We start from the raw sequence: 24,157 nt of genomic DNA, 5'->3' as shown, positions 1-24,157 counted from the left end.
GATGGCGAGAGGATTGCCCCTGCTTATTTTGCATATAAAGTTTTCCGCCTTAACCTCAGCTTAAAGCCGATTTGAGCTCATCCGACGAACGGTTCCACCATTCCTCGTTGTGACTGACGAGCAGCTGCTTCAGAGCAGCCTTCTCTGCGGTTCCAAGCTCATCCAGCATGAATCTCCGCTTCAGGGCGTAATCCAGCTTGTTGACGTGGTCGGCGAGAATCTTCCACCCGCGCTTCGCTTCCGAATCGATCCACATTTCGCAAGCCGTCGCTCCGCCATACGATTGTCCTTCCGGATCACGGTCCACCGCTACCCAAACCAGCCATACCTGGCGGCCGTTTGGAACATCCTCGCGGTTCGGCGTAAACTTGATGCCCCGCTCCACCTTGCTCTTGGCATGCATCGCTCCAATATCAATTTTGGCTTCGCCCCCGTCAATAATGACCGGCGACACGTTGTTCAAATCGATCGAACCCGCGCCAAATCCTTTGTGCTTGCTCTTCTCATTGCTGCTTACAATATTCAAACTGAGCGGTTTCTTTCCCGCTTGCGGTTTATTCTCCATAGGTCCCTCCAGGAATCTAAAGGCGCCAAAAAGACCGCCTTGTACATTTATTTTATTTTAGCTAATAATCTCCTTTTTGCAAACATATACATGCTGTAGATGCTTGTCAACGGGAGGTATCAATCCATGATTGCACCACAAAAACGGACTAAAATCATTACGCTTTTCGCAGCTGCTCTACTGGTTCTGGGCGGCTCACTTTGGGGGCTGCCGAAGCTATCCGATTCTCTTGCTCCCGAAAAGGGCAAGCCTTCCATTTCGGAGCCCATCCCTCCGCTCGTTAAAGAGAGCGTCCAGAAGCCGAGCGCCCAAATTTTAAGCCAGCGGGTTACGGAATACCATATGGACGTCAAGCTGGACGAAAATACGAACACTTTGATCGGCACCGAAACGATGAGCTGGACCCATCCCGGCCAAAAGACCGTTAATGAGATCTATCTGCATCTGTATGCAAACGCCTTTGAGTCCCCCGATTCCACTTTTATGAAAGAATCCGGCGGCAAGCTTCGAGGCGACACTATGCCCAAGGACGGCTGGGGCTCCATAGCGCTGACCGAGCTGAGAACCACAGACGGAATCTCCCTGCTCCACCGGATTCAATATGTCCAGCCCGATGACGGCAACGTTCAGGACAAGACCCTCGCCAAGATCCGTCTTCCGCATCCGGTACAGGGAGGGGACACTCTTACGCTTAGAATTCGTTTTGAATTAAAGCTGCCCAAGGTTTTCGCCCGGATGGGAACTGCCGGGGACTTCGTGATGGCCGGACAGTGGTTCCCGAAAATGAGCGTATACGAGCCGGCTGGCACGCGCGGCAGGAACGAGGAAGGCTGGAATCTTCACCAATACCACGGGAGTTCCGAGTTTTATTCGGACTTTGGCATCTATAGCGTTCGGATTAATGTGCCGGACAATTATATTGTAGCCGCTACCGGGTTCCCTACCCGATCGGCCGCTGTGAAGGACGGGCGGAAAACCTATCAGTTTTACGCGGACGATGTGCATGATTTCGCCTGGTCGGCCTCCCCGAACTTCATCTATGCCGAGGAGCCTTTTGCTTCGAACGATGTGCCCGGGGTTCGGATCAAGCTGTATCTCGATCCCAAGCATAAAGATCTGAAAGACCGTTACTTCTATGCGGCCAAGGTGGCGCTGGCCGATTACAGCAAATCCTACGGCCCCTATCCGTATTCTACGCTTTCCATTGTTGTGCCGCCTGCCGACGGCAACGGAGCAGGAGGCATGGAGTATCCAACGCTGATTACGGCATTCGGTGCCGCGAACCCATCACCGGGCTACGATCTCGAAAGAACCGTCATCCACGAAATCGGCCATCAATATTTCTATGGCATGATTGCGAGCAACGAGTTTGAAGAGCCCTGGCTCGATGAAGCCTTCACTTCCTATGCCGAAGACAAGCTGATGGGAAAAGAGTACGGGATCGCCTCCAATCTCACCATCCAGGCATCCATGATCACAAAGCCGCAGCCGCTGAACCAGGACGCCTGGAAGTACGGCTCCTCACGGGTCTATGCCCTGAATGCCTATACCCGCGGCAAACTGGTGCTCCTGGATATGGAGCGGCAAATCGGAAGCAAGCAGATGAACAAGGTCATGAAGACCTATGCGCTGAAATTCCGTTTTAAGCATCCGGCTACAACCGATTTTCAGCAGGTCGTCGAACAGGTGACCGGACAATCATGGTCAGACTATTTTGACCAGTATGTGTATGGCGGCAAAATGTCCGATTATTCCGTAGACCGCATTTCCGTCAGCAAATTCACACATAACGGCGAGACGCTGTATGAATCTATGGTCGACATTAGCCGCAAGGGCGCCGACACAACGCCGGTTCCCATTCTCTTTACTTTCAGCGACGGGCACAGCGTTCGTAAAGATTGGGACGGGAAGACGCGGTCAACCCGGTTCAAGCTGCAGTACAAGGAGCCGTTATCATGGGCAATGGCCGACCCGGCCTACAGCCTTCTGCTTGAGAATAAACATATCAACAATTATTTGAAGACCGAAGTGGAGCCTGAAATTGGCTTCCGATGGAATTTGAGCATCACCAAGCTGCTGGAGACAGTGCTTGGATCGCTGTCATGGTGAGGTGACGATCGATATGATCTTTATACGTAATGGATGGACCAGCGCCAAAAAGCAGTTTCCCATTGCTATTCTTCTGTTTCTGTACGAGCTTCTGTGGGGTGTCTTCCTTTATAAAATCATTCAATCCGCCATTACCCCGGTTCTTCAGCGGTATCCCGATCCCGGACCAGGCGAGCTTAGCCGCTTTCTGTTTCTGATCGAAGGCCAGCTCGGGCTAAGCGAAAACCCCAGTCTGCGTCTCTATGCCGCTTTGCTGGCAGGCATGGTCTTCCTGCGGCTCGTCTTAACCCCCCTGATTCGGGCCGGCATTTATCACGGATTGCTGGAGGAACGTGAGCGTGACGGAGCAGGCTGGTTGTTCTTTGAAGGAATCCGAACAAAATGGAAACCGGTCAGCATTTTCTACGCGGGTGAGCTTTTGCTCTCGCTGGCTCCAGCCTACTGGATCCTCCCTCAGCTGTTCAAACGTCTTTCTCTGCTGCTGAATGGAGATCAAAAGGCTCTGATGTATACCGCAGGGCTCCTGCTGGCCTGGGTTCTCTGGGCCTATGCAATCAAAAAGTGTCTGGAATACATGCTGCTGGGCTGGCTTTCCCATACGGGAATGCTTTCTTCTCTTCTCTGGTGCATCCGCCGGATCCTGCGGGTGATCTCCATTTCCGTCATACTGGGGGCTGCCTCCCTGATTGTCTTCCTCCTGTTTACTTCGGCCTCCTGGTTTTGGACAGGTCTGCTCGGCCTGATTCTGCACCAAATCTATCCCTTTTTCAGGAGCTTTCTGGGCATATGGCAAACAGCCTCCCAATTTCATCTCTGGAAGACAGGAACGCAAAAATAAAATCCGCAGGGCTGTCCAATCGCCCGAAGCCTTGCCTGATCAGGCCTGAGCAGAATATGCTCAGGTCTTTTTTTGCCGGATAGCTGTTATTTCTCAAAAATATGCATTGCCAAAAAGTACCTCATTTGCTACAATAACACCAACCAAACAAGTAACAACTTTGTAATTCTTTTTTAAACATTTAGCAGGAATCTTGAATAAGATGTCGAATAACTTTTCAGATGCGTATTAAAGAGCAAGCCTAGTTCCTGGCATCTGGGAAACGGGGGAACCACTTTGGGTGAATTGATCTCGTAACAGAGGGATCATAGGGGAGACCTTCTACCGAATCCTTAAGCTAACCTCGTAGGCATGGAAGGGGTACACAGAGGTTGAAGAAGAAGTTGGCAGCAGCAGCGGTAAGTTTTGCAATTATGTTCACATTAGGAACTGGCAGCGTATTTGCAGATTCCAAATTGGACAAAGTGGTTGACGGTACTTTGGGCACGGATTATAAAGCCGGCGGAACCACAACAAACGGGTTCGACTGCTCCGGCTTTACCAGATACGTGTTCGCCAAACTCGGCATCACACTTCCTCACCAATCGGGATCCCAGTTCAAAATGGGGACGTCGGTAGAGAAAAGCGAGCTCATTCCGGGCGATCTGGTGTTCTTTAACACCTCAGGCAAAGGCGTTTCCCACGTTGGCGTATATGTAGGAGACGGAAAATTTGCTCATGCATCCTCTTCCAAAGGAGTTACCATCAGCAAATTAAGTGAAAGCTATTATGTCAACCGCTATGTTGGAGCCAAACGCATTATGAGCAATGACGTTTATGAAGCGGCAACAGACGACGTAACCGCAGACGACGACAACGTTGAATAAGAAACGTTACTTGCTTACACCCGTTAAACAATTCTTGCCGGAATTTGTTTAACGGGTCTTTTTTTGGGGGACGAACCCCTTCTTTAATAAGGACAGTATCCTCATATTTCGTTCCATTCCCGCTTTTTGCCTGTTTATTACCCAGGAAATTCATCAACAATCATCAATTTAGGCAATTTCCCAAATAAAGTTTGAGCAAAACTTGCCAAATTGTATGGATTTTGTTACAATTAAGGCGTCAGAAGTAACAAAATTGTAATTATTATCGCACTTAGGAAAAATGATCCACTATCATGTATCGCGTTTCGTCCCAGTCATCCCGTGAATAACGGGTCGGCAAGCAAGCCTTTGCCCTTTGCAAACGGCCCTTGCCATTCAGGTGCAAATCACATCATCTTACAGCCGAATTCCCCGCACCTGGGAAACGGGGGAACCAATTATGGGTGAATTGACCTCGTATGATGCAAGGTCATAGGGAACCTTCAACCGAATCCTTAAGCTAACCTCGCAGGCCTTGGAAGGAGTTAGACATCTTGAGAAAGACATTGACAGCAGCCGTAACGAGCTTAGCCCTTCTATTTTCGGTTGGAACAGGCAGCGCTTCTGCAGCCTCCACTTTGAACACAGTGGTTAAATCGGTATACGGCACACCTTACAAAATGGGCGGTAACGGCAACGGAAGCTTTGACTGCTCCGGATTTACCAAATATGTGTTCAAGAAAATGGGCGTCCAATTGGCGCGTCAATCGAAAGCGCAGTTCAAACAAGGAACCAGCGTTGCCAAGAGCCAACTGAAGAAAGGCGACCTCGTCTTCTTCAACACTTCGGGTAGCGGTGTCTCCCATGTTGGCATTTATTTGGGCAGCGGATCGTTTGCGCATGCCTCTTCGTCAAAAGGCATACGCATCGACAAATTAAGCAACAGCTATTTCGCAAATCGTTATATTGGATCCAAACGCATTTTGAGCAAGTACACTTATAATTTGTACGCTGCCGATATCTAAATCTAAATCGTTCGCCCCGCCAGGCGAAACGATTGACCTGCATACAGACCGCACGATTCTTGCCGGAATCGGACGCGGTCTTTTTTCTGTCTATGTTAACTATATAACGTAACCGTACGTTAAAAAGTTCCCGATTATTCGGGTGCAATCAAAAAATATTTTTCAGGCTTGTTTCTGAAATATTTTCTTACAACTCTTATTACCCATTTTCCTGAAAAATCACACCTTTTGTCTCTTCTTTTTCTTGTTTTGCAAAAAGGTTTAATCTCGGGTACAGTGGTCTTAAAGAAAGATTCGAGGGGCTAAATGATGTTTTGGCCCAAGCAGGTTAGGGGGGATCGTTCGATGCAGGACCGTACCTTTGCATTTTACGTGAAGCAGATGGAAGAAGGTCATGCCGCCGAGATTTGCACCTGGCAGTATGAAGCTCCCTACAATATATACGGATGGCTTCCGTGGGAACAGATGAAGGCGCTTGAGGTGGAATTCGGGGACCCGCTTATACGAAAGCAGCAATATGTATCGATTATGGATGATCAGAACAGGCTAAGTGGATTCGCTCAATATTTTCCCATGGAAGGTGTAACGCGCATCGGCATCGGCATGAAGCCCGAATTGTGCGGCCATGGCAGAGGACGCGATTTCGTGACCGCCATCGTTCAGGAGGGACTCAGGAGAGCGCCCGGCAAAGAGCTTGACCTGGAGGTCCTCACCTGGAACAACCGCGCGATCAAGGCTTACCAGAAGGCCGGCTTTACGATCACCGATCTGTATGAACGCCGAACTCCTTCGGGCATGAAGCCTTTCTACTGCATGGTTTACAAGGGAAATTCGTCCGGAACGGGAGCCATATAGCATGTTTAGGTTTAGCTCGGTACGTTGCCGAAAGTAAACGGGCTCCAAACCCATTCGGGCGGCTGCCCCCGCTCACCCGCTCACTAAGGAATATGTTACGAGCGCGCCGCACGCAGGCTGCCTGGTTGGCCCTGTTCCCTATTCCCGCCCAGGGCCATCTCGCCCGCCTAAGGGACATTTCGGGCTCTATGACCCCATGGGACCTATGCATCATTCAGGCTGCTCTACTAGACTTTGGGACGCCGGTCTTTGACGTAACCTGCTGCATGTTTGCCTGTCTTAAAGCTGCAGAATGGCTTTAATCCACACTCCGCATTTTATCAAAAGCTTCGTTATATTGCTGCGCTTCTTTAATATCTACGGCGGTAATGCCGCCTTCTTCCCAAGATGTCAGCCGGAGCGTAACAACTTTATAGTCTATCGTTATAAAAGGATGATGATCGAACGCTTCCGATATAGCCGCCACCTCTGCGACAAAGGCGATGCCTTTCATATAACTGGAGAAACTGAACTTGCGGACGATCCAGCGTCCTTCTTCCAATTCCCATCCTTCCAACTTTTCCAAATGCGCTTCAATTTCCTGAGGTGTATATGGCATTTATGATTCCTCCCTACTTGAAAGGCTTTGTATATTGACGTGAACAAACCGCCTATCTAGTGAAATATGCATTAACAAAGCCGCCTGCATCCCACTATTTTATCATTTGAAAACATCAAAATCCAGAAGGATTTGACATTCCATGATATGGATTATACCAACAATACGGAGGTAAGTTCTTCTTCACCGACCAGTACATTAATCCGGTGCGTTTCCTTGTCATAAATGACTACAGCGCTTCCAACCGGAATAACCGGTTCCGTGCCGAGCGCATAAAAAAGATCTTCGGCCAGTGCTTCCCGAACTTCACGCTGCTCTTCCGGGGACAACCTCTCCCAATCCGCAGATTCCATTTCAAAAAAGAGATAACAATCGGGTATAGCGCCCATGGCTTCCGTTAAATCCGCCAGGATGAAGGCATAATCTCTGCCGTGCTTTACACCCATGTGAAAAGCCTCCTTCAGAATTTGTTCTTAACAAGCAACTGCCTGACAAAAGGATATCCTTTATTATACCTGAAAATATGCCTTAAAAAAAAAGAGAAATCTGTCGATAAAAGAGATAAACCGTTTCGTGCTTCTCTTTCCGGAAGGATGCCGGGAAGAAGGAAAGGATTCAATTCTCATGGATGAGGTGTATGAATGGAAATTTCAACTCTAATTGGCATTATTCTAGGTGTGGTTGCCCTGATCGTGGGGATGTTCCTGAAAGGCGCTCCCATCACCTCCTTGGTCAATAACCCGGCTGCCTATGTTATTATTCTTGGCGGAACGCTAGCTTCCTTGTTTGTGGCATTTCCAATGTCAGAAGTGAAAAGAATACCGAAACTGTTCAAGGCGCTTGTCTTTCCGAACAAAATGATCAGCAAGTCCGAAATTATTACGATGTTTACCGAATGGGCTTCCATCACCCGCCGCGAAGGGCTGCTGGCTCTTGAATCCAAGGTGGATGAAATTGACGACGATTTTCTGCGCAGCGGAATGCGCATGATCATTGACGGCAACGACCAGGAATTTGTCAGCGACGTTCTTGCTGAAGATATAGCAGCCACCGAGGAAAGACACCGTTCCGGTGCGCTGATCTTTTCCCAGGCCGGTATGTACGCTCCAACGCTCGGGGTACTTGGTGCCGTTATCGGATTGATCGCGGCTCTGTCGGATATGAGCGATATGGGCAAATTGTCCCACGCCATTGCGGCCGCCTTCGTCGCGACCGTGCTTGGTATTTTTACAGGTTATGTGCTTTGGCATCCGATCTCCAACAAGCTGAAACGGATGTCCAAGAAAGAGATTGAAATCCGCCTGATGATGGTCGAAGGCCTGCTCTCCATTCAGTCCGGAGTTTCAACGATTGCCATACAGCAAAAATTGTCCGTCTTCCTGACACCGGCCGAACGTGCGAAACTCCAGGATAAGGAGGCTGGCAGCGGTGAGCAAAAAGACTAAACGCGAGCACCACGAAGAACATAATGACGAGAGCTGGCTGCTTCCCTACTCCGATTTGATGACCCTGCTGCTGGCCCTGTTTATCGTCTTATACGGAATGAGTACGGTAGATGCCCGGAAATTCGAGCAGCTCAGCCAGGCCTTCAATGCGGCGCTGAACGGGGGCGTTGGCGTGCTGGACCAAAGCTCTATGAGCGGCAACGCCAAAAACACGCCGAATAATGACTCCAAATCGCAGCAGACCAGCAAGCAGAACATGTCTCAGCTCCAAAAGCGAAACGAACTGATGAAGCAAGAGCAGGAAGACTTGGAGAAGCTCAAGAAGCAGCTTGATCAATATATCAGGCAAAGCGGTCTCACGACACAGCTCAGCACAAAGCTCAATCAATCTCAATTAGTCATTACGATCAGCGACAACGCTCTGTTTCCTTCCGGGAAAGCGGATGTAAAGCCAGATGCCCGCGTCCTGGCCAAAGCTCTTTCCGGAATGCTGGAGAAGTTCCCTGCTTATGAAATTCTGGTCTCGGGCCATACTGATAACGTGCCAATCGATAACGATGAATTTGCATCCAACTGGGACCTGAGCTTTGCACGGGCAAGAAACTTTATGGAAATTTTGCTGCTCAACAACAAGCTTGATCCTAAAATGTTCAGCCCCATCGGTTACGGAGAGTACCACCCGGTCGCGGACAACTCGACCGAAGACGGAAGAGCCAAGAACCGCAGGGTTGAAATATCGATTATTCGAAAATATCAGGATCCAAACCAGCAGATCACCATTACGCCCTGATCGTCTATCCTCCCGCTTAGGAATCGGTTGCCCTTTTTTATAGACGGCTATCGGGTTTCGTCGACTAATCATAACGCCTCTGTATCAAGCATTCTGCTTTACAGAGGCGTTATTGTTAGTGCAGCCGGTAGTTTAACTGTGTGCCGAGCTCCTGTTTCTCCTGCTCCGTCAGCTCTCTCCATTGACCGCTTTTCAGACTGCCCAGATGAATATTCATGATCCGAATCCGCTGCAGCTTTCGGACACTAAACCCGAGTGCAGAGCACATCCGGCGAATTTGCCGGTTTTTGCCCTCCGTCAGTATAATCCGGAACACGCGCTCCGATATTCGCGTCACCTTGCAGGGCAGCGTCATTTCGCCAAGAATCCGAACACCTTCGGACATCGCCTGCAGAAATTTCGGGGTCAGCGGCTTATCTACCGTGACGATATACTCCTTCTCGTGCTTGCCTTCGGCTCTCAGTATTTTGTTTACGATATCGCCATCATTCGTCATCAGAATCAAGCCTTCGGAATCTTTATCCAAGCGTCCAATCGGAAAAATACGCTCCGAATGACCGACAAAATCGACAATATTCCCCTCTACATGCTGCTCTGTTGTACTGGTAATGCCTACCGGCTTGTGAAGCGCGATGTAAACCCCTTTTGACTTGCCAACAAGCGGGCGCCCGTTAATGCGCACATCATCGCCTTCCTCCGCCTGGCTGCCCAGCACGGCGATTTCCCCGTTAATGGTCACTTTTCCGGCCTCAATCAGCTTGTCCGCTTCCCTTCTGGAGCAGTAGCCGGTTTCACTAATCCACTTATTAATACGCAAAGATTAATCCTCCTGATTGTCGCTGTTTTGCTCTTCTTCTTGTAGTGCCATCGGCAGTGTAATGGTAACCATCGTCCCCCAGCCCATCATGCTGTTGATACTTATCGTTCCTTTATGGGCCTCTATAATTCGCTGGCTTACCATCAGCCCGAGTCCTGTTCCGGTTTCCTTGCTTGTAAAGAAGGGTTCGCCTAATTTAGGAAGCGTTTCATCGGGAATGCCTTCTCCTTCATCAATGATGCCAATGAGTGCCTGATTGTCTTCCTTCATGATTTTCAGTCCGATGCCCCCGCCTTTAGGCATGGCTTCCATTGCATTTTTGAGAACGTTGATAAAAACCTGCTTCAGCTGGTTCTCTTCACAGTGTACAATAATTGGTTCCTTGGCAAAGTCCATCACAAACTGAATTCCATAAAGATGGGCCTGGGAATCAAGCAGCGATACGACATCCCCGAGAATATAACGTATATCCTTGTTCTGAAAAAAATTAGCCTGCGGTTTGGCAAGAATCAGGAATTCGCTGACAATCAGATTAATCCGGTCCAATTCCGCCATCATAATATCCACGTGCTGCGGGTTCAACGTTTCTGTCTGCTGTTGAAGCTGCAAGAAACCGCGAAGCGTGGTCAGCGGGTTCCGGATTTCATGGGCAACGCCCGCAGCCAACTGGCCTACGGTTGTTAATTTCTCGGAGCGACGCAGCAGCTCCTCTATTTTGTTGCGTTCTGTCATATCTCTGGAGATCGTAACAAAGGCGATGATTTTCCCTTTTTTATTGAAGATCGGAGATTGGCTGATGCTTACCACAACCTCGCTGCCGTCTTTTCGAAGACGAACCGTTTCCCCCCAATGCAGCGGCTCCCCTTGCTTCAGACTGATCTCCCATTGCTTCCATTCTTCCCGGGAGGAAGGAGGAACAAACGGCACAGATTTTCCTAATATTTCTTGTTTGGTCCAACCGTACAGCTTTTCGAATGCATGATTGATCCTTAGGATATTCCCCTTCTGATCGGTGATATGGATAGCATCGGCCGTCTGATTGATAATGGATTCCAGATATTCACGCATAGAGCGGTTCTCTTCGTTCATCTTCTCCAGTTCTGCTGTGTATTCTCCCAGATTCCCGGCCATCATGTTTATATGATTGGCAAGGACGCCTAGCTCATCCCGGCTTACTAAACTCAGCCTAGTTTCGAACCGGCCGCCGGCCATTTCCTTGACTTTTAACAGGATATCCTGAATCGGACGCATGAACATCCCCGAGACCAGATAATTGATCAGCAGGACTAAAAGAAGCAGCGCGCCCGAAACTATCGTATGCGTAACAATTTGATTTTTCAGGACCGTAGAGATAGGTTCATCACTGTATACAACGCGTAGAACATATGAATCTTTGCCCGTCGCGACAACTGGGACATAGCTCTGAATGTAATGCTCACCGTCCACATATAAATCCCCGACCAACCCTTGTCCACTCCGGTTTACCGTCTGTACGAGATCTTCGGCATTGTAATCCGCGTAATGGTAAGTTCCGAACAGAAAAGGCCCTTGCTCCTGTCCGTCATCGGCAAGCGAAAATCCTTCAATCCTTGCAGGGAGGATTCCAGTGATCTCCAGGATACCCGGATTCGCGTCCATCATTTTGGTCAGCAGACCGTCCTGGCCAGTGAGCCCGATTGCTGGACCCATGTCTTCAGGAAGGAGAAAGACGTTTATGATATAATTTCTTGTTCCGTCGTAGTAGTAGCCGGTTATACCCCTAGTTTCAGAACTAGTGGGGACAGAATCCGCTGCAACAGTCCAAAACGGATTGAAAGCCCCTTGGTGTTGGCTCTGATTCTGCTGTGAGCGGTTCAGTAAATCCATTAAGGAGGAAGAAGCCACCTCCTTATTCAAGGGAATTCCTGTCCGCTCAGGGTCCGAGGACGGTCCTGTGACCATTTTGACATTCATTTTATATACAAGAGAGATGCCGCTTACACCTGTTTTTTGGCTCAAGTCCGTTAATTGCTCTGCATGAATTTCCTTCATATCGGGACTGAGTTCTTCCGCTGCCACCATTGCAGCCATTTTTAATTGCCGTTCTAACCTGGCTCTTTCATCAGCAGTATTTTGCCGGCTTTGCTCCAGCGAAACAGCGATTTGTCTGGTCGTGAGCAGAAGCTGGGATTCATTCGATTTCTGAAGATTACTCTTTGCATGAGAATAATTCAAAACCATATTCAGGAGCAGAATGATAGAGACCGATAAGGACATGATCATTGTCATTTTCCTTTTTATCGACAAATGTCCACACCTCCTGGTCTTTGGATAATAGTGGTTCCACCTTAACCATCATACAATTTTCGACCGGATTTGCATATACATTGATATGATCATTAGCGATGGGTACAATGAAAAAGAACTGGTTAACCTGCTTATGGATAAAAAACAAAGTCATCAACAGTTTATCAACAGATTGTGCACAATTCCACAACACACTTTCTGAATTGTGCATAAACCTGTGGATAATAAGCTATTTATGCACATTTTTATTCACATCATGTTAACAAACGAATGAGTGTTCGTTGTATAATATCCACAGTCATAGATTAATATTAAGGAGCTGGCTCATCAGAATGACGGATTTCTATTCACCCGGCTTCACGGCCACAGAAGAACAACATGAATACTGGATGAAACAAGCGATTGAGGAAGCTCGCAAAGCAGAAGCCATCGGGGAAGTTCCGATCGGCGCTGTTGTTGTGCATGGCCATGAAATTATTGGCCGAGGCCATAATCTGCGGGAAACTACACACGACTCGACGGCCCATGCCGAAATTCTGGCCATCCGCGAAGCCAGCGATAAGCTCGGCGCCTGGAGGCTGCTGGACTGCAGGCTGTATGTTACCCTGGAGCCTTGTCCGATGTGCGCAGGAGCGATTGTACAGTGCCGCCTGCCAGCGGTTATTTACGGAACTGCCGATCCGAAGGCCGGCTGTGCGGGAACGCTTATGAATCTGCTGCAGGAGCCGAGATTCAATCACCGTACGGAAGTGATATCCGGTGTGCTGCAGGAAGAATGCAGCACGATGCTCAGCCAATTCTTCCGGCGTCTCCGCGGGTAAATAACAGAAAGCCCGCGCTTGAAAGATAGCGCGGGCTTTCTGTTATATTTGTTAGGGTGTCGCTCTTATGCTTAATGCTTAATATCCAAGCGCTCCCACTTCCTGCTCGAACTGATCCATGGTAATGGTGTTCGTAGGGATTCCGATTTTGAATTCGGGTTTTTCATTAATTTTGCTGAATGCGCTGCTGACTTCAAAGGCAACTTTGACGTTCTCTTTGGTGTCCGGATCATTGAAATCCAGACTGGCGTCTAGCTTCTGATAAACCGGATAGTCATTCTTGTCAATCGCAGTATTGATAGTAAAGGTATTAATGCTCAAATATTTCTGCATATCGGCCAGGGCCTTGTTAAACTCGGTGTCATCTCCGGCTGCAAGCTCCTTCTTGGCGTCGGCCAAATCTTCAGGCTTGATCTGCAGCATTTGCCGGTACTCATCTTTATTCAGAATATCGAGAATTTTAGGAAGCGCCTGTTTCACAAAAATGGTAACCGCATCTTTCACATTGTCATTCGTTACATTGAACTGAACGACCTGCTTTGCTTTCGTACCCTCTGGAAGCGCGGCGTCTTTAGGATCGATATCTTTAAAGTATGTCTTACCATCATATTCGGCGAATACGGCGTTTGTGATTTCAGCTGCCAGCTTTTGCGATTTTTCCGGATTCAGCATATCCGGGTTGAAATCCTCGCCCCCTTGCTTAGCCATTTCCTTCAGATCAATCACCAGAAACTTGCCTACAACGGTATCGGGAAGCGGCAGGAATGGTACTTGAGGAATCTTAACAAACCACTTGTCTTTTGTCATGACAAAAGGAATCGTAATGGTTGTAGCTACATCCCCTTGCAGCTTAATCTCCATGGTCGCTTCGGTCTGCATCGGATCTTTCTGATAAACCTGCGATACGTTGATTTCGGCATTTTTCAGCATAGTAGCCATAGCATTTACTGACGGGTCGTCAGCATTGGGGAAATTGATCGACAGATCCTTGATTTTGATTTGATTGTTCAGAACATAAGAGTCCAATTTGAACGTGTTCGCTGCCGCGTTTTGCAGCGCTTCCTTCGGTTCCTTTTTGCTGCTGCAACCGGATAGTACCAATGCAACCGACATAATCAGTACGAATACGACTGCAAAAAACTTTCTGCTCATGATTTTCTCCTCTCGTTACCCTCATTTTTTTACAAAGTGCTATCTTATAATAAACTATTTTTTTCACTGTTGAAACCCTTATTATGAAATTAATGGATTGCCTTTTTCTTGAATCGCCCGCCTTTTACATCGTGGATATTCCCGACCGCGAGAAATGCATTTTCGTCAAAATGGTTAACGATTTCCTTTAGCTTGGCTTCTTCAAGACGGGTAATGACACAGAAAATCACTTTCTTGGGATCCCCGGAGAATCCCCCTTCACCCGATAAATAGGTTACGCCGCGGCCGAGGCGGCTTAAAATGGCGTCCCCGATATCTTCGATACAATCGCTTATAATCCACACCGATTTCGATTCATTTAAACCGTCCACCGTAATGTCAATCGCTCTGGATGCAATATAATAGGCCAGAATGGAGAACAAAGCCGAGTTCCAGTTAAAAATAAAACCGGTGCTGCCCAAAATGAAAATATTGAAAAACATAATAATTTCGCCGACCGAAAAAGGGAGCTTCCTGGAAAGAAGGATCGCTATAATTTCGGTGCCATCGAGCGAACCGCCGAAACGAATGGCAATCCCCGAGCCAAGCCCGAGCAATATGCCGCCAAATACAAAGGCTAACAGCGTATCCTCCACGACTCCGTCCACATGATGCAAGAGCACTGTAACACTGGACATTACAGCGATGCCGAGCAAAGTGGACAATGCGAAGGTCTTCCCGATTTGCCGGTAACCGATCAGAAGAAAGGGGAGATTGATGATAAAAAGGAATAATCCGAGGGACCACTGACTGAGGTGCGCGGCAATAACCGCTATGCCGGTAATGCCTCCGTCCGTAATTTGGTTGGGGACCAGGAACAACTCCAGCGCAACCGCATAAATAACAGCTCCAATAATAATGAACATGCACCTGAGTAAAATATTTCCGGCTGTCCTTCTGTTATGTTGTTTGGGAGGCAGCGGCGCAACATTAATAACCGGTTCGCCATTCGAAAGATGGAACATGATATAACACCCTTTCTATCTATATTTTCAGCTCCTGTTCACGCCTATGCGTTCTTAATGGGTAGAGAGAAGTTCCCTTACATCATCTCTAATATAACTATTATTACATTAATTGACCCGTCTGTCATTCGATGAGCTTATTTTACACAAGTAAAAACGGATACTCCTCAAAGGGTATCCGTTTTTACTTACAAGTTATATTAGGCTTGCTTAGCCTTCGGGGTTGAAATGCCCGACATGGTTGCGGTTCTTTACTTTCTTGGAGCCGGACAGCGGCTCCGGTCCTCCATGGCCCTCATGGCGCTCCTGCTTGGGCTGCACGCCCCGGACCGGCACACTTTTCGGTTTGCTCATCAAGGTGCTCCTCCTCTTCGGTCTACTCTGTTCAAGCGAATGACAAAGATGAAGCTATAGCTTCCTTTTTTAAAATGCGAAGGAACACCGAAATGTATGCGGGCTGTCGGCCTAGAACAATCTGGGCGCTGCAGAAGGCGAAATGCAATACAACAAAAATTAAAAGCCGCAATTCCTAAAGCCAGGATCTGCGGCTAAATCGTAATATGTATGGCGGAGAGAGTGGGATTCGAACCCACGTGGGCTTGCACCCTAACGGTTTTCAAGACCGCCCCGTTATGACCGCTTCGGTATCTCTCCAAACAAAATCCAATTCGTACATTTCATCAAAATAACAACGTAACGAATTAGATTTTATCATATTGCCTATGTGTTAGCAAGTTATTTCTTGCTTGTAATATGTGTAATATTCCCCATGTAAGGACGAAGAACCTCAGGGATTTCCACACTGCCGTCTTCCTGTTGATAATTTTCCAAAATGGCGGCTACCGTACGTCCCACAGCCAGACCAGACCCGTTTAAGGTGTGAACGAATTCCGGTTTCGCTTTAGGCTCCGGCCGGAAGCGAATATTTGCCCGCCGTGCCTGGAAATCCTCCACGTTGGAGCAAGAAGAAATTTCGCGGTAATTGCCGCTTTCCGGCAGCCAAACCTCCAGATCGTAGGTTTTGGCGGAAGTAAAGCCCATATCTCCGGTACACAAGGCGAGCACGCGGTATGGAAGCTTGAGCAGCTGCAGCACACGCTCTGCGTTGGCGGTCATCTTCTCCAGCTCCTCGTACGAATCCTGCGGATGTACAATCTTGATCAGTTCAACCTTGTTGAATTGGTGCTGGCGGATCAAACCGCGGGTATCCCGCCCCGCTGCACCCGCCTCCGAGCGGAAGCAGGAACTGTAAGCTACATAGTAGCGCGGCAAATCGGCGCCGTTCAGAATTTCATCGCGATGATAATTCGTTACAGGCACTTCTGCCGTCGGAATCAGGTAGTAGTCGCTGTCCTTCAGCTTGAACAGATCCTCCTCGAACTTCGGCAGCTGCCCGGTTCCATAAAGGCTGTCACGGTTCACGATATAAGGAGGAAGCACTTCCTCATATCCATGCTCATTGCTGTGAAGATCCATCATAAAGTTGATCAGTGCACGCTCCAGACGTGCCCCCAGCCCTTTGTAAAAGGTAAACCGCGATCCGGTCACCTTCGCGCCGGCTTCAAAATCCAGAATACCCAGATCGACTGCAATATCCCAATGCGCTTTTGGCGTAAAAGAGAAATCCCGCGGCTCGCTCCAGCGGCGGATCTCCACGTTATCTGCTTCGGATGCCCCAACCGGCACACTTTCATGAGGGATGTTGGGGATACTCATGGTTAACTGCTCGATTTGGGTTTCCAGCACCCGGACCTCCTCATCAAGCTCCTTGATCCGGTCGCCAACCTGACGCATCTCCGCGATGAGCTCATCCGCATTCTCTTTGGCTTTTTTGAGCTTCGCTACTTCAGAAGATACAATGTTCCGCCGGTTCTTCAGCTGCTCGCTTTCCTGCAGCAGCTCACGGCGTTTTTCATCAAGCCTTGGGAAATCAGCGATCAGATCCAGCGATTTGCCTCTGGCCTTAATCGCTTCTTCCACTCGGCTGTAATCATTACGCAAAATCTTGACATCCAACATGGGTAGTCCCTCCTAAATCAAAACCTTAGCCCCTAATTCAAAAGAGGCGGATTAAGACCCCCGCCCCTTAAACTTGCTTCACAAAGCAGGCAGCCCCTTGCACACTGTATCTAAGCAAGAGATTACCCGCCGTTAATCATATCTACGAAATACTTATGCAAAGAGAAATCATCCGTAAGCTCCGGATGGAAGGAGGTCGCCAGCACACGGCCTTGACGTGCCGCCACAATCTCGTCGTTATAAGTCGACAAAACTTCAACCCCATCCCGGGCTTCCGTAATCAAAGGCGCGCGAATAAAGACAGCCCGAACCGGATTTTCAATGCCTTTAATAACCAGATCCGTTTCAAAGCTTTCCCGCTGCCGGCCAAATGCATTGCGCGATACTTGAATATCCATTAAGTTCAAATGCGATTCTTCTCCGCCATCAATAGATTTAGCCAGAACAATCAGGCCCGCGCATGTGCCAAACAAAGCTTTGCCTTCGTTCGAAAAATCGCGGATCGCTTCAATAAATCCGTATTTGCGCATCAGCTTGCCAATCGTTGTACTTTCGCCCCCCGGGATGATAAGTCCCTGAAGCTCATTCAACTGCTCGGCCCGCTTTACAGCCACGCCTTCCGCGCCGGCAAGCTCAATGCTTCTAATATGTTCCGAAACAGCGCCTTGAAGCGCCAGCACTCCTATCTTCATTCTCCAGTCCTTCTTTCTCTTAGGAAACAGCAGAAACAGCTTATCCGGCTTACCAGCCGCGATCCGACATGCGTTCACTTGCTGCCAGCTTGGAAATTTCAATCCCTTTCATCGGTGTGCCCAGGTTCTTGGACACTTCCGCAATCAGTTTATAATCGGTGTAGTGCGTTGTCGCCTCAACAATAGCTCGCGCAAATTTCTCCGGATTATCCGATTTGAAAATACCGGAACCTACGAATACACCGTCAGCCCCCAGATGCATCATCAAAGCCGCGTCTGCAGGAGTTGCAACGCCGCCTGCAGCAAAGTTAACTACCGGAAGCTTGCCATTCTCGTGAACTTCGAGCAGCAGGTCGTAAGGAACTCCGAGGTTTTTCGCCTCCGCATACAGCTCATCCTTGGACATATTCTGCACTTTACGGATTTGGCTGTTGATCAAACGCATGTGGCGCACCGCTTCCACGATGTTGCCCGTTCCCGGTTCGCCCTTGGTGCGGATCATGGAAGCTCCTTCCCCAATGCGGCGGAGCGCTTCGCCGAGATCCTTGGCGCCGCACACGAATGGCACCGTAAAATCACGCTTGTCAATATGGAAAACCTCATCCGCAGGAGTCAATACTTCACTTTCGTCAAGATAGTCAACACCCAGGGATTCCAGAACTTTTGCTTCGACATAATGGCCGATCCGGGCTTTTGCCATAACCGGTATGGAAACGACCTTCATGACTTCTTCAACGATGGTCGGATCCGCCATGCGGGCAACACCGCCAGCCGCACGAATATCGGAAGGTACCCGTTCCAGTGCCATAACCGCGGTGGCTCCAGCCGCTTCCGCAATTTTGGCCTGTTCGGCGTTCATAACGTCCATAATGACGCCGCCTTTTTGCATTTCTGCCATTCCTCTTTTAACTCGAGATGTTCCTGTTTCCATAATTAGCCTCCCGTTATATAACTCAGTTACTCCGCAAAACCGTTACCAGATGGCGGAAAATAACAAAATCCCATCCTTTAATCTAACTTAAAATTTTACAATAAACCGATCAAATTCACAACCATAGAGCTCCGATTTTGGCAATTGACCTGTTATTTAAAACAGATTTTTAATACTGTTGAACAGATCGCGGAAGAAATCTCCAATCGCCCGCATGAGCAGTTTAAACCATCCTGCCTTCTCCACTTCCTGGGCTGTAACGAGATTGACTGTTTTCTCTATCGGCTGGGACGAACCTTGAACTTTATAAGAATAAGTAGCTGTTCCAACTTTAGCCCCGCTCTTCACCGGAGCTGTAAGCTCTTCATTCGTCAGGTTCACTTTAATGCTTACATTGTTCGCGTCAGCACCCTTCAGAAGAACGAAGTTAACGTCCTGATCGGTCACAATCGAGACCGAGGTTTGCTTGCCTTTCTTCACCTTGATGGTTTCCGCCTGCGTTAACTTGGATTTGGCCTGTCCAACCTTTTTAAGTTCAAAGTTGTTAAATCCGTAATCAAGCAGCTTCGCCGTCTCCGTAAAGCGGTGTGCCTCGGTATCCGCACCCATGACAACACTGATCAAACGAACGCCGTTGCGAACCGCCGTACCCGTAAAGCATTGTCCGGCCGCGCTCGTATGCCCGGTCTTCATCCCGTCCAAGCCAGGGTAAGCAAACTTCTTAAAGTTCGTGATGGAGGCGTTTGCCGGCAGCATCCAGTTGTAGTTGACAATCGGATCTTTATCGCGTTGACGGAATTTATAGGACTGGATTGTAGTAAATTGGGAGAAATCCGGGTGATCCTCTACAATATATTTTGCCAATATTGCCGCGTCCATGGCAGACATTACGGTTTCCTTATTGCTCTCAGGCAGGTATCCTTGGGGCATGTCCGCAATGCTGAGTCCTGTGGAGTTTGCAAAATAAGCGGTCGGAAGCCCCATACGCTTCGCTTCATCATTCATCATCTTCACAAAGTTTTGTTCCGAACCTGCGACAAATTCGGCAAGGGCTACGGTTGCGTCATTGGCCGATCCAACCGCCATGGCGATATACAGCTCTTTAACTGTATATTGTTCTCCCTCAGCCAAAAATACTCGCGACCCGATCTGTTTCTCCGCATTTTCTTTGACGGTTACTTTCGTGTCCCAGCCGAGCTTGCCCTTTTTCACCATGTCGGCAACAATATATTCGGTCATCATCTTGGTCATGCTCGCAGGGGGGAGAGCCTCATCACTGTTCATGGAATACAAGATTTGGCCCGTTGTCGGTTCGAGCAGAATCGCCGAATTCACCGCAAGCTCAGGCGCGGCAGGCATAACCGCCTGCGCTACACCGGACGCCGCCGGAGCTGCCGCAGTGTTTGCCGTAGTAGTTGTAGTTGCAGACTTATTGGTAGTTGCTCCTGCGCCCATAACCGCAGCAGGAGCAACGGATAAACATAACATTTGAAGTAGCATCAATGACGCAATCGCTTTTTTTAATTTGCGCCTTTTGGATAATTTACGCTTCATTCCCGCTGATTTCAAAACATTAAACTCCCCTCGTCATCTCTTTCAGTTGCTTTTCTATTCTATCATAGGCTATATCATAAAAAAAAGACAGACAAGGCCGTTTAAGCCCAGTCTGCCCTTAGCAGATCATTCCAATTCTGAAGATTATAGAGAGTAGTTAGGCGCTTCTTTCGTAATATGCACATCATGCGGATGGCTCTCACGGAGACCTGCGCCCGTAATCCGCACAAACTCCGTATCGTTGCGGAGCTCTTCGAGATTCCGTGTCCCGCAATATCCCATACCGGAACGAAGTCCGCCGATCAGCTGATGAATCGTGTCGGACAGCGGCCCTTTATAAGCAACCCGTCCTTCGATGCCTTCAGGTACCAATTTTTTGTCATCGTCCTGGAAGTACCGGTCTTTACTGCCCTGTTTCATAGCGCCGAGGGAGCCCATCCCGCGGTACACTTTGTATTTCCGTCCTTGGAAGATTTCCGATTCGCCCGGGCTTTCATCCGTACCGGCAAGCAAGCTGCCCAACATGACTGCATGCGCTCCAGCGGCAAGAGCCTTTGTAATTTCTCCAGAATATTTAATTCCCCCGTCGGCGATGATCGGAACGCCGTATTCCCGGGCTACCGTTGCACAATCGTATACCGCTGTAACTTGCGGTACGCCGATGCCGGCAATGACACGGGTAGTACAAATGGAACCTGGTCCTATTCCTACCTTGACGACCGAAGCGCCTGCTTCGATCAGTTCTCTCGTTGCATCTCCTGTAGCTACGTTTCCTGCAATAATCGTCAGGTCCGGATAGCGTTCACGAAGATTTCTTACAGCTTCAATAATATTGATATGGTGGCCGTGAGCCGAGTCGACCGTAATCAGGTCAACCCCAGCTTTCACAAGTGCATCCGTGCGTTCAAAAGCGTCCTTGGAAATACCAATAGCAGCACCGACAAGTAGACGGCCCTGTGCATCTTTTGCAGCATTCGGGAACTGAATCGCTTTCTCGATATCCTTAATGGTAATAAGACCTTTCAGCACGTTGTTGCTGTCTACAAGCGGAAGCTTCTCGATCTTGTGCTTTTGCAAAATAATTTCCGCTTCCTGAAGCGTCGTTCCGACCGGAGCGGTAACCAGGTTCTCCTTGGTCATCACTTCGTCAATCTTGATATTATAATCGTGAATAAAGCGAAGGTCACGGTTTGTAATAATTCCGACCAGCTTTTGCTGCTCGTCCACAATCGGCACGCCTGAGATCCGGAATTTGCCCATTACCCGTTCAGCATCCGATACAAGGTGATTTCTGGTTAATGAAAAAGGATTGGTAATAACGCCGCTCTCCGAACGTTTAACTCGGTCCACTTCTTCCGCCTGCTGTTCAATCGGCATATTTTTATGAATAATACCAATGCCGCCTTCGCGGGCGATCGCAATCGCCAGGGCCGCTTCAGTTACGGTATCCATACCAGCGCTAATCAGCGGTATATTCAGTTTCACATTGTCGCTTAGCCGCGTGGACACATCGACTTCTTTCGGTAAATTTTCCGATCTACGGGGAATCAACAGTACATCATCAAATGTTAATCCTTCTTTAGCAAACTTGTTTTCCCACACCTCGTTTATCCTCCTTAAAATTAGCGTTTCTGTTCTAAGTCTTGAGCCGATTTTCCTTATATACTAAGACCGTACGGCACCTTTGCAAAAATATATTATTGCCATCTTAGCAAAGGCAACATAGGCTGTCAAGAATATCGAAACACCAAAAATGAAAGCACGCTGCGGACATACGCCTGTCTTTTTTGGGAGGACAAAGTTACATAAAATACAAAAAAAGAGGCCATTATCCATTCGGAATTCGGCCCCATCTTGATTCAGTCCCCTTTTTAATCCGGATTACTCCGGACACATAAACTATCGTACCGTGTTGATGACCTTGTCAATCACGCCATACTGCAGCGCTTCTTCCGCGCTCATAAAATAGTCCCGGTCCATATCTTTGGCAACACGTTCCAGGGGCTGACCCGTACGCGCCGAAGCAATCTCGTTTAAACGTTCTCTTGTTCGAATGATGCGCTTCGCGCTTATTTCGATATCGCTGGCCTGACCTTGCGCCCCGCCATGCGGCTGATGAATCATCACTTCGCTGTTGGGAAGCGCAAAGCGTTTGCCTTTTTCGCCCGACAGCAGCAGGATCGCTGCAAAAGAAGCTGCAATCCCCAGGCAAATCGTCTGCACCTTCGGTTTCACATGCTGCATCGCATCATAGATGGCAAAACCTGCGGTCGTAGACCCTCCGGGACTGTTGATATAGAAATGGATGTCCTTCTCCGGATCTTCCGCCTCCAGAAACAGCATTTGCGCTACGATGCTGTTCGCCACCTGATCATCTATGGCCGAACCCAGAAAAATGATCCGGTCCTTAAGCAGCCTGGAGTAAATATCGTAAGATCTCTCTCCTCGGCTGGTCTGCTCGATAACATAAGGCATGAATGTGCTCATTTATGAACCTCCCTGAACTCTTTTTCTTTACATGGATTTTGTCCTCAGCTTTATGCTGCCATGGACAGGATAGACCGGATGTATCGGCCGTTGGCGGCCTTTGAGGAGTCATCACGGCTGCAGCGTACCGCCCTGCTTTGATTTTGCAAAACAGGAACAACATCACGTGAACTGCCTTCATTCAAAAGCATCACCAGCGCCAAAATATTATGGTGCTTGAACGCCTCCAAATAAGCATAAACTGTAGATTCATCCACTCCTGTGCCCGTCTGAAAATCAGCGTCTTCCACAGCTGTTCTATCCGGCTTGTGATATTCCTTTAACTTTTGCCTTGCCCGGTGCAGACTAGCCTTTACGGCGCCCTCCGTCATTTTTAATAATGCAGCTGCTTCCACTGCGGTATAACGATAAACGTCCATCAACAGCAAGGCGCCTCTTTGGTTAACGGTAAGATCCTTGACGATCTTTTCAAATGCCGACCATAGACTGAAAAGATCAGAAGCGGCAGGCTGCTCCAATTTATAAACGTCTTCCGGACTCGCTTCGGCATTCTTCTTCCGGCATCGGTCAATCCAGGCATGATAAGCAATCCGGCGTAAGTAGGAACGATTTATTTGCAATGGGCCTTTTTTATCCTTAGAGGCCGACCATACCTTTAACCATGTTTCCTGAAGCAGATCCTCGCCTTCCCAATCAGAACCGGTAAGAAAGCGGCAGTATCCGCTGAGGGCCTGCACATGAGCTTGAATCATGTCAGCAAAACCATCTTGATCCTTATCGCCATCTCTCCCATGGCTTCCCCGGCTGATTGACGTTTTCTGCACCTTTGCCCACCTCCTGTAACTGGATATCCTTACTCATTATCATAAACGAAAAATTTCCGAAAAAAGATACGCCCTTCCTTAACTCATATTATCTCGAATTGCACAAAAAAAGACACCGTTTTAATCCTACGATTAAAACAGTGTCTTTCGCTGCTTGGCGGCGTCCTACTCTCCCAGGACCCTTCGGTCCAAGTACCATTGGCGCTGGAGGGCTTAACGGTCGTGTTCGGGATGGGTACGTGTGGAACCCCTCCGCCATCGCCACCAAACGGGCATTTGCTTCACAAATGCTTGTTTCAAGCTTGATCGCTTGAAAACTGGATACGAAACTTCATTTGCGTCTTATCCCCCACTCTTCACTTAGTGGGGTTTGTTTTGGATAAGCCCTCGACCGATTAGTACTGGTCAGCTCCATGCATTGCTGCACTTCCACCCCCAGCCTATCTACCTCGTCGTCTTCAAGGGGTCTTACGATTTGGGAAATCTCATCTTGAGGGGGG

23 protein-coding genes, 1 tRNA gene, 2 rRNA genes and 2 riboswitches are annotated in these 24,157 nt (G+C 48.6%); of the genes, 8 read left to right on the top strand and 18 right to left on the bottom strand.

What is annotated here, in order from left to right; translation table 11 throughout:
* Positions 1–55 precede the first annotated feature (55 nt).
* Positions 56–565, bottom strand: a complete 510-nt coding sequence (locus K7397_RS17545; protein ID WP_223069325.1) for a YwhD family protein — start codon at positions 563–565, stop codon at positions 56–58.
* Between the two features lie 126 nt (positions 566–691).
* Here K7397_RS17545 and K7397_RS17540 point away from each other — a divergent pair, with 126 nt between their 5' ends.
* From K7397_RS17540 to K7397_RS17520, 5 genes are all read left to right on the top strand, one after another.
* On the top strand, positions 692–2,674 hold the full coding sequence (locus tag K7397_RS17540; RefSeq protein WP_223069323.1) for a M1 family metallopeptidase: 1,983 nt from the start codon (positions 692–694) through the stop codon (positions 2,672–2,674).
* Positions 2,655–3,512, top strand: coding sequence for a hypothetical protein (locus K7397_RS17535; RefSeq protein ID WP_237691017.1), 858 nt, complete (start codon positions 2,655–2,657; stop codon positions 3,510–3,512). The genes K7397_RS17540 and K7397_RS17535 overlap by 20 nt, the downstream gene beginning before the upstream one ends.
* Positions 3,513–3,740: 228 nt before the next feature.
* A riboswitch (cyclic di-AMP (ydaO/yuaA leader) is annotated at positions 3,741–3,879 on the top strand.
* Positions 3,880–3,883: 4 nt separating this feature from the next.
* Complete coding sequence (locus tag K7397_RS17530) at positions 3,884–4,378, top strand: C40 family peptidase (RefSeq protein ID WP_223069321.1); 495 nt, start codon at positions 3,884–3,886, stop codon at positions 4,376–4,378.
* A gap of 390 nt (positions 4,379–4,768) precedes the next feature.
* Positions 4,769–4,907: riboswitch (cyclic di-AMP (ydaO/yuaA leader) on the top strand.
* Positions 4,908–4,911: 4 nt separating this feature from the next.
* On the top strand, positions 4,912–5,382 hold the full coding sequence (locus K7397_RS17525) for a C40 family peptidase (protein ID WP_223069318.1): 471 nt from the start codon (positions 4,912–4,914) through the stop codon (positions 5,380–5,382).
* Between the two features lie 345 nt (positions 5,383–5,727).
* Entirely contained in the window at positions 5,728–6,237 is a 510-nt protein-coding gene (locus tag K7397_RS17520) for a GNAT family N-acetyltransferase (protein WP_223069317.1), read from the top strand.
* Positions 6,238–6,535: 298 nt separating this feature from the next.
* On the opposite strand, the gene K7397_RS17515 is transcribed toward K7397_RS17520, so the two are convergent.
* A complete protein-coding gene (locus K7397_RS17515) occupies positions 6,536–6,835 on the bottom strand; it encodes a 4a-hydroxytetrahydrobiopterin dehydratase (protein WP_223069316.1) in 300 nt (99 codons plus the stop codon).
* A gap of 152 nt (positions 6,836–6,987) precedes the next feature.
* A complete protein-coding gene (locus K7397_RS17510) occupies positions 6,988–7,281 on the bottom strand; it encodes a hypothetical protein (protein ID WP_223069315.1) in 294 nt (97 codons plus the stop codon).
* A gap of 195 nt (positions 7,282–7,476) precedes the next feature.
* On the opposite strand from K7397_RS17510, the gene motA reads away from it, so the two are divergent.
* Entirely contained in the window at positions 7,477–8,280 is an 804-nt protein-coding gene (gene motA / locus K7397_RS17505) for a flagellar motor stator protein MotA (protein WP_223069314.1), read from the top strand.
* The gene (motB, locus tag K7397_RS17500; protein ID WP_223069313.1) at positions 8,264–9,070 is read left to right on the top strand and encodes a flagellar motor protein MotB; all 807 of its coding nucleotides are present in this window, start codon (positions 8,264–8,266) and stop codon (positions 9,068–9,070) included. Before motA ends, motB begins: the two co-directional genes overlap by 17 nt.
* A gap of 115 nt (positions 9,071–9,185) precedes the next feature.
* On the opposite strand, the gene K7397_RS17495 is transcribed toward motB, so the two are convergent.
* Together K7397_RS17495 and K7397_RS17490 are read right to left on the bottom strand one after the other, a co-directional pair.
* Positions 9,186–9,887 (bottom strand): pseudouridine synthase, encoded by a 702-nt coding sequence (locus tag K7397_RS17495; RefSeq protein WP_223069312.1) that lies wholly within the window; start codon positions 9,885–9,887, stop codon positions 9,186–9,188.
* 3 nt (positions 9,888–9,890) lie between these two features.
* Positions 9,891–12,173 (bottom strand): PAS domain S-box protein, encoded by a 2,283-nt coding sequence (locus tag K7397_RS17490; protein WP_223069310.1) that lies wholly within the window; start codon positions 12,171–12,173, stop codon positions 9,891–9,893.
* Between the two features lie 332 nt (positions 12,174–12,505).
* On the opposite strand from K7397_RS17490, the gene tadA reads away from it, so the two are divergent.
* Positions 12,506–12,994 (top strand): tRNA adenosine(34) deaminase TadA, encoded by a 489-nt coding sequence (gene tadA, locus K7397_RS17485; RefSeq protein ID WP_223069309.1) that lies wholly within the window; start codon positions 12,506–12,508, stop codon positions 12,992–12,994.
* A 78-nt stretch (positions 12,995–13,072) separates the two neighbouring features.
* Here tadA and K7397_RS17480 read toward each other — a convergent pair whose 3' ends face one another.
* From K7397_RS17480 to K7397_RS17420, 13 genes are all read right to left on the bottom strand, one after another.
* Positions 13,073–14,146: a DUF6612 family protein gene (locus K7397_RS17480; protein ID WP_223069308.1), complete on the bottom strand. Its 1,074-nt coding sequence runs from the start codon at positions 14,144–14,146 to the stop codon at positions 13,073–13,075.
* 89 nt (positions 14,147–14,235) lie between these two features.
* Positions 14,236–15,150 (bottom strand): YitT family protein, encoded by a 915-nt coding sequence (locus K7397_RS17475; RefSeq protein WP_223069307.1) that lies wholly within the window; start codon positions 15,148–15,150, stop codon positions 14,236–14,238.
* Between the two features lie 210 nt (positions 15,151–15,360).
* Positions 15,361–15,504, bottom strand: coding sequence for a small acid-soluble spore protein P (locus K7397_RS17470; protein ID WP_223069306.1), 144 nt, complete (start codon positions 15,502–15,504; stop codon positions 15,361–15,363).
* Between the two features lie 211 nt (positions 15,505–15,715).
* A tRNA-Ser gene (locus K7397_RS17465) sits at positions 15,716–15,804 on the bottom strand.
* 81 nt (positions 15,805–15,885) lie between these two features.
* A complete protein-coding gene (serS, locus tag K7397_RS17460) occupies positions 15,886–17,169 on the bottom strand; it encodes a serine--tRNA ligase (RefSeq protein ID WP_223069304.1) in 1,284 nt (427 codons plus the stop codon).
* Positions 17,170–17,291: 122 nt separating this feature from the next.
* Complete coding sequence (pdxT, locus tag K7397_RS17455; RefSeq protein ID WP_223069302.1) at positions 17,292–17,861, bottom strand: pyridoxal 5'-phosphate synthase glutaminase subunit PdxT; 570 nt, start codon at positions 17,859–17,861, stop codon at positions 17,292–17,294.
* Between the two features lie 49 nt (positions 17,862–17,910).
* Positions 17,911–18,795, bottom strand: a complete 885-nt coding sequence (pdxS, locus tag K7397_RS17450) for a pyridoxal 5'-phosphate synthase lyase subunit PdxS (RefSeq protein ID WP_223069383.1) — start codon at positions 18,793–18,795, stop codon at positions 17,911–17,913.
* A gap of 153 nt (positions 18,796–18,948) precedes the next feature.
* A complete protein-coding gene (locus K7397_RS17445; RefSeq protein ID WP_223069382.1) occupies positions 18,949–20,346 on the bottom strand; it encodes a D-alanyl-D-alanine carboxypeptidase family protein in 1,398 nt (465 codons plus the stop codon).
* Positions 20,347–20,490: 144 nt separating this feature from the next.
* Complete coding sequence (gene guaB, locus K7397_RS17440; protein ID WP_223069300.1) at positions 20,491–21,948, bottom strand: IMP dehydrogenase; 1,458 nt, start codon at positions 21,946–21,948, stop codon at positions 20,491–20,493.
* 297 nt (positions 21,949–22,245) lie between these two features.
* Positions 22,246–22,833, bottom strand: coding sequence for an ATP-dependent Clp endopeptidase proteolytic subunit ClpP (gene clpP, locus K7397_RS17435; protein ID WP_223069298.1), 588 nt, complete (start codon positions 22,831–22,833; stop codon positions 22,246–22,248).
* Positions 22,834–22,883: 50 nt separating this feature from the next.
* Positions 22,884–23,657: an RNA polymerase sigma factor gene (locus tag K7397_RS17430; protein ID WP_223069295.1), complete on the bottom strand. Its 774-nt coding sequence runs from the start codon at positions 23,655–23,657 to the stop codon at positions 22,884–22,886.
* Positions 23,658–23,809: 152 nt separating this feature from the next.
* Positions 23,810–23,926: ribosomal RNA gene (gene rrf / locus K7397_RS17425) — 5S ribosomal RNA — on the bottom strand.
* A gap of 106 nt (positions 23,927–24,032) precedes the next feature.
* Positions 24,033–24,157, bottom strand: a 23S ribosomal RNA gene (locus K7397_RS17420); the annotation flags it as partial.

The organism is Paenibacillus caui, assembly GCF_019904135.1.
Classification (GTDB): Bacteria; Bacillota; Bacilli; order Paenibacillales; family Paenibacillaceae; genus Fontibacillus; species Fontibacillus caui.
This window is presented reverse-complemented; position numbering and strand designations above follow the sequence as displayed.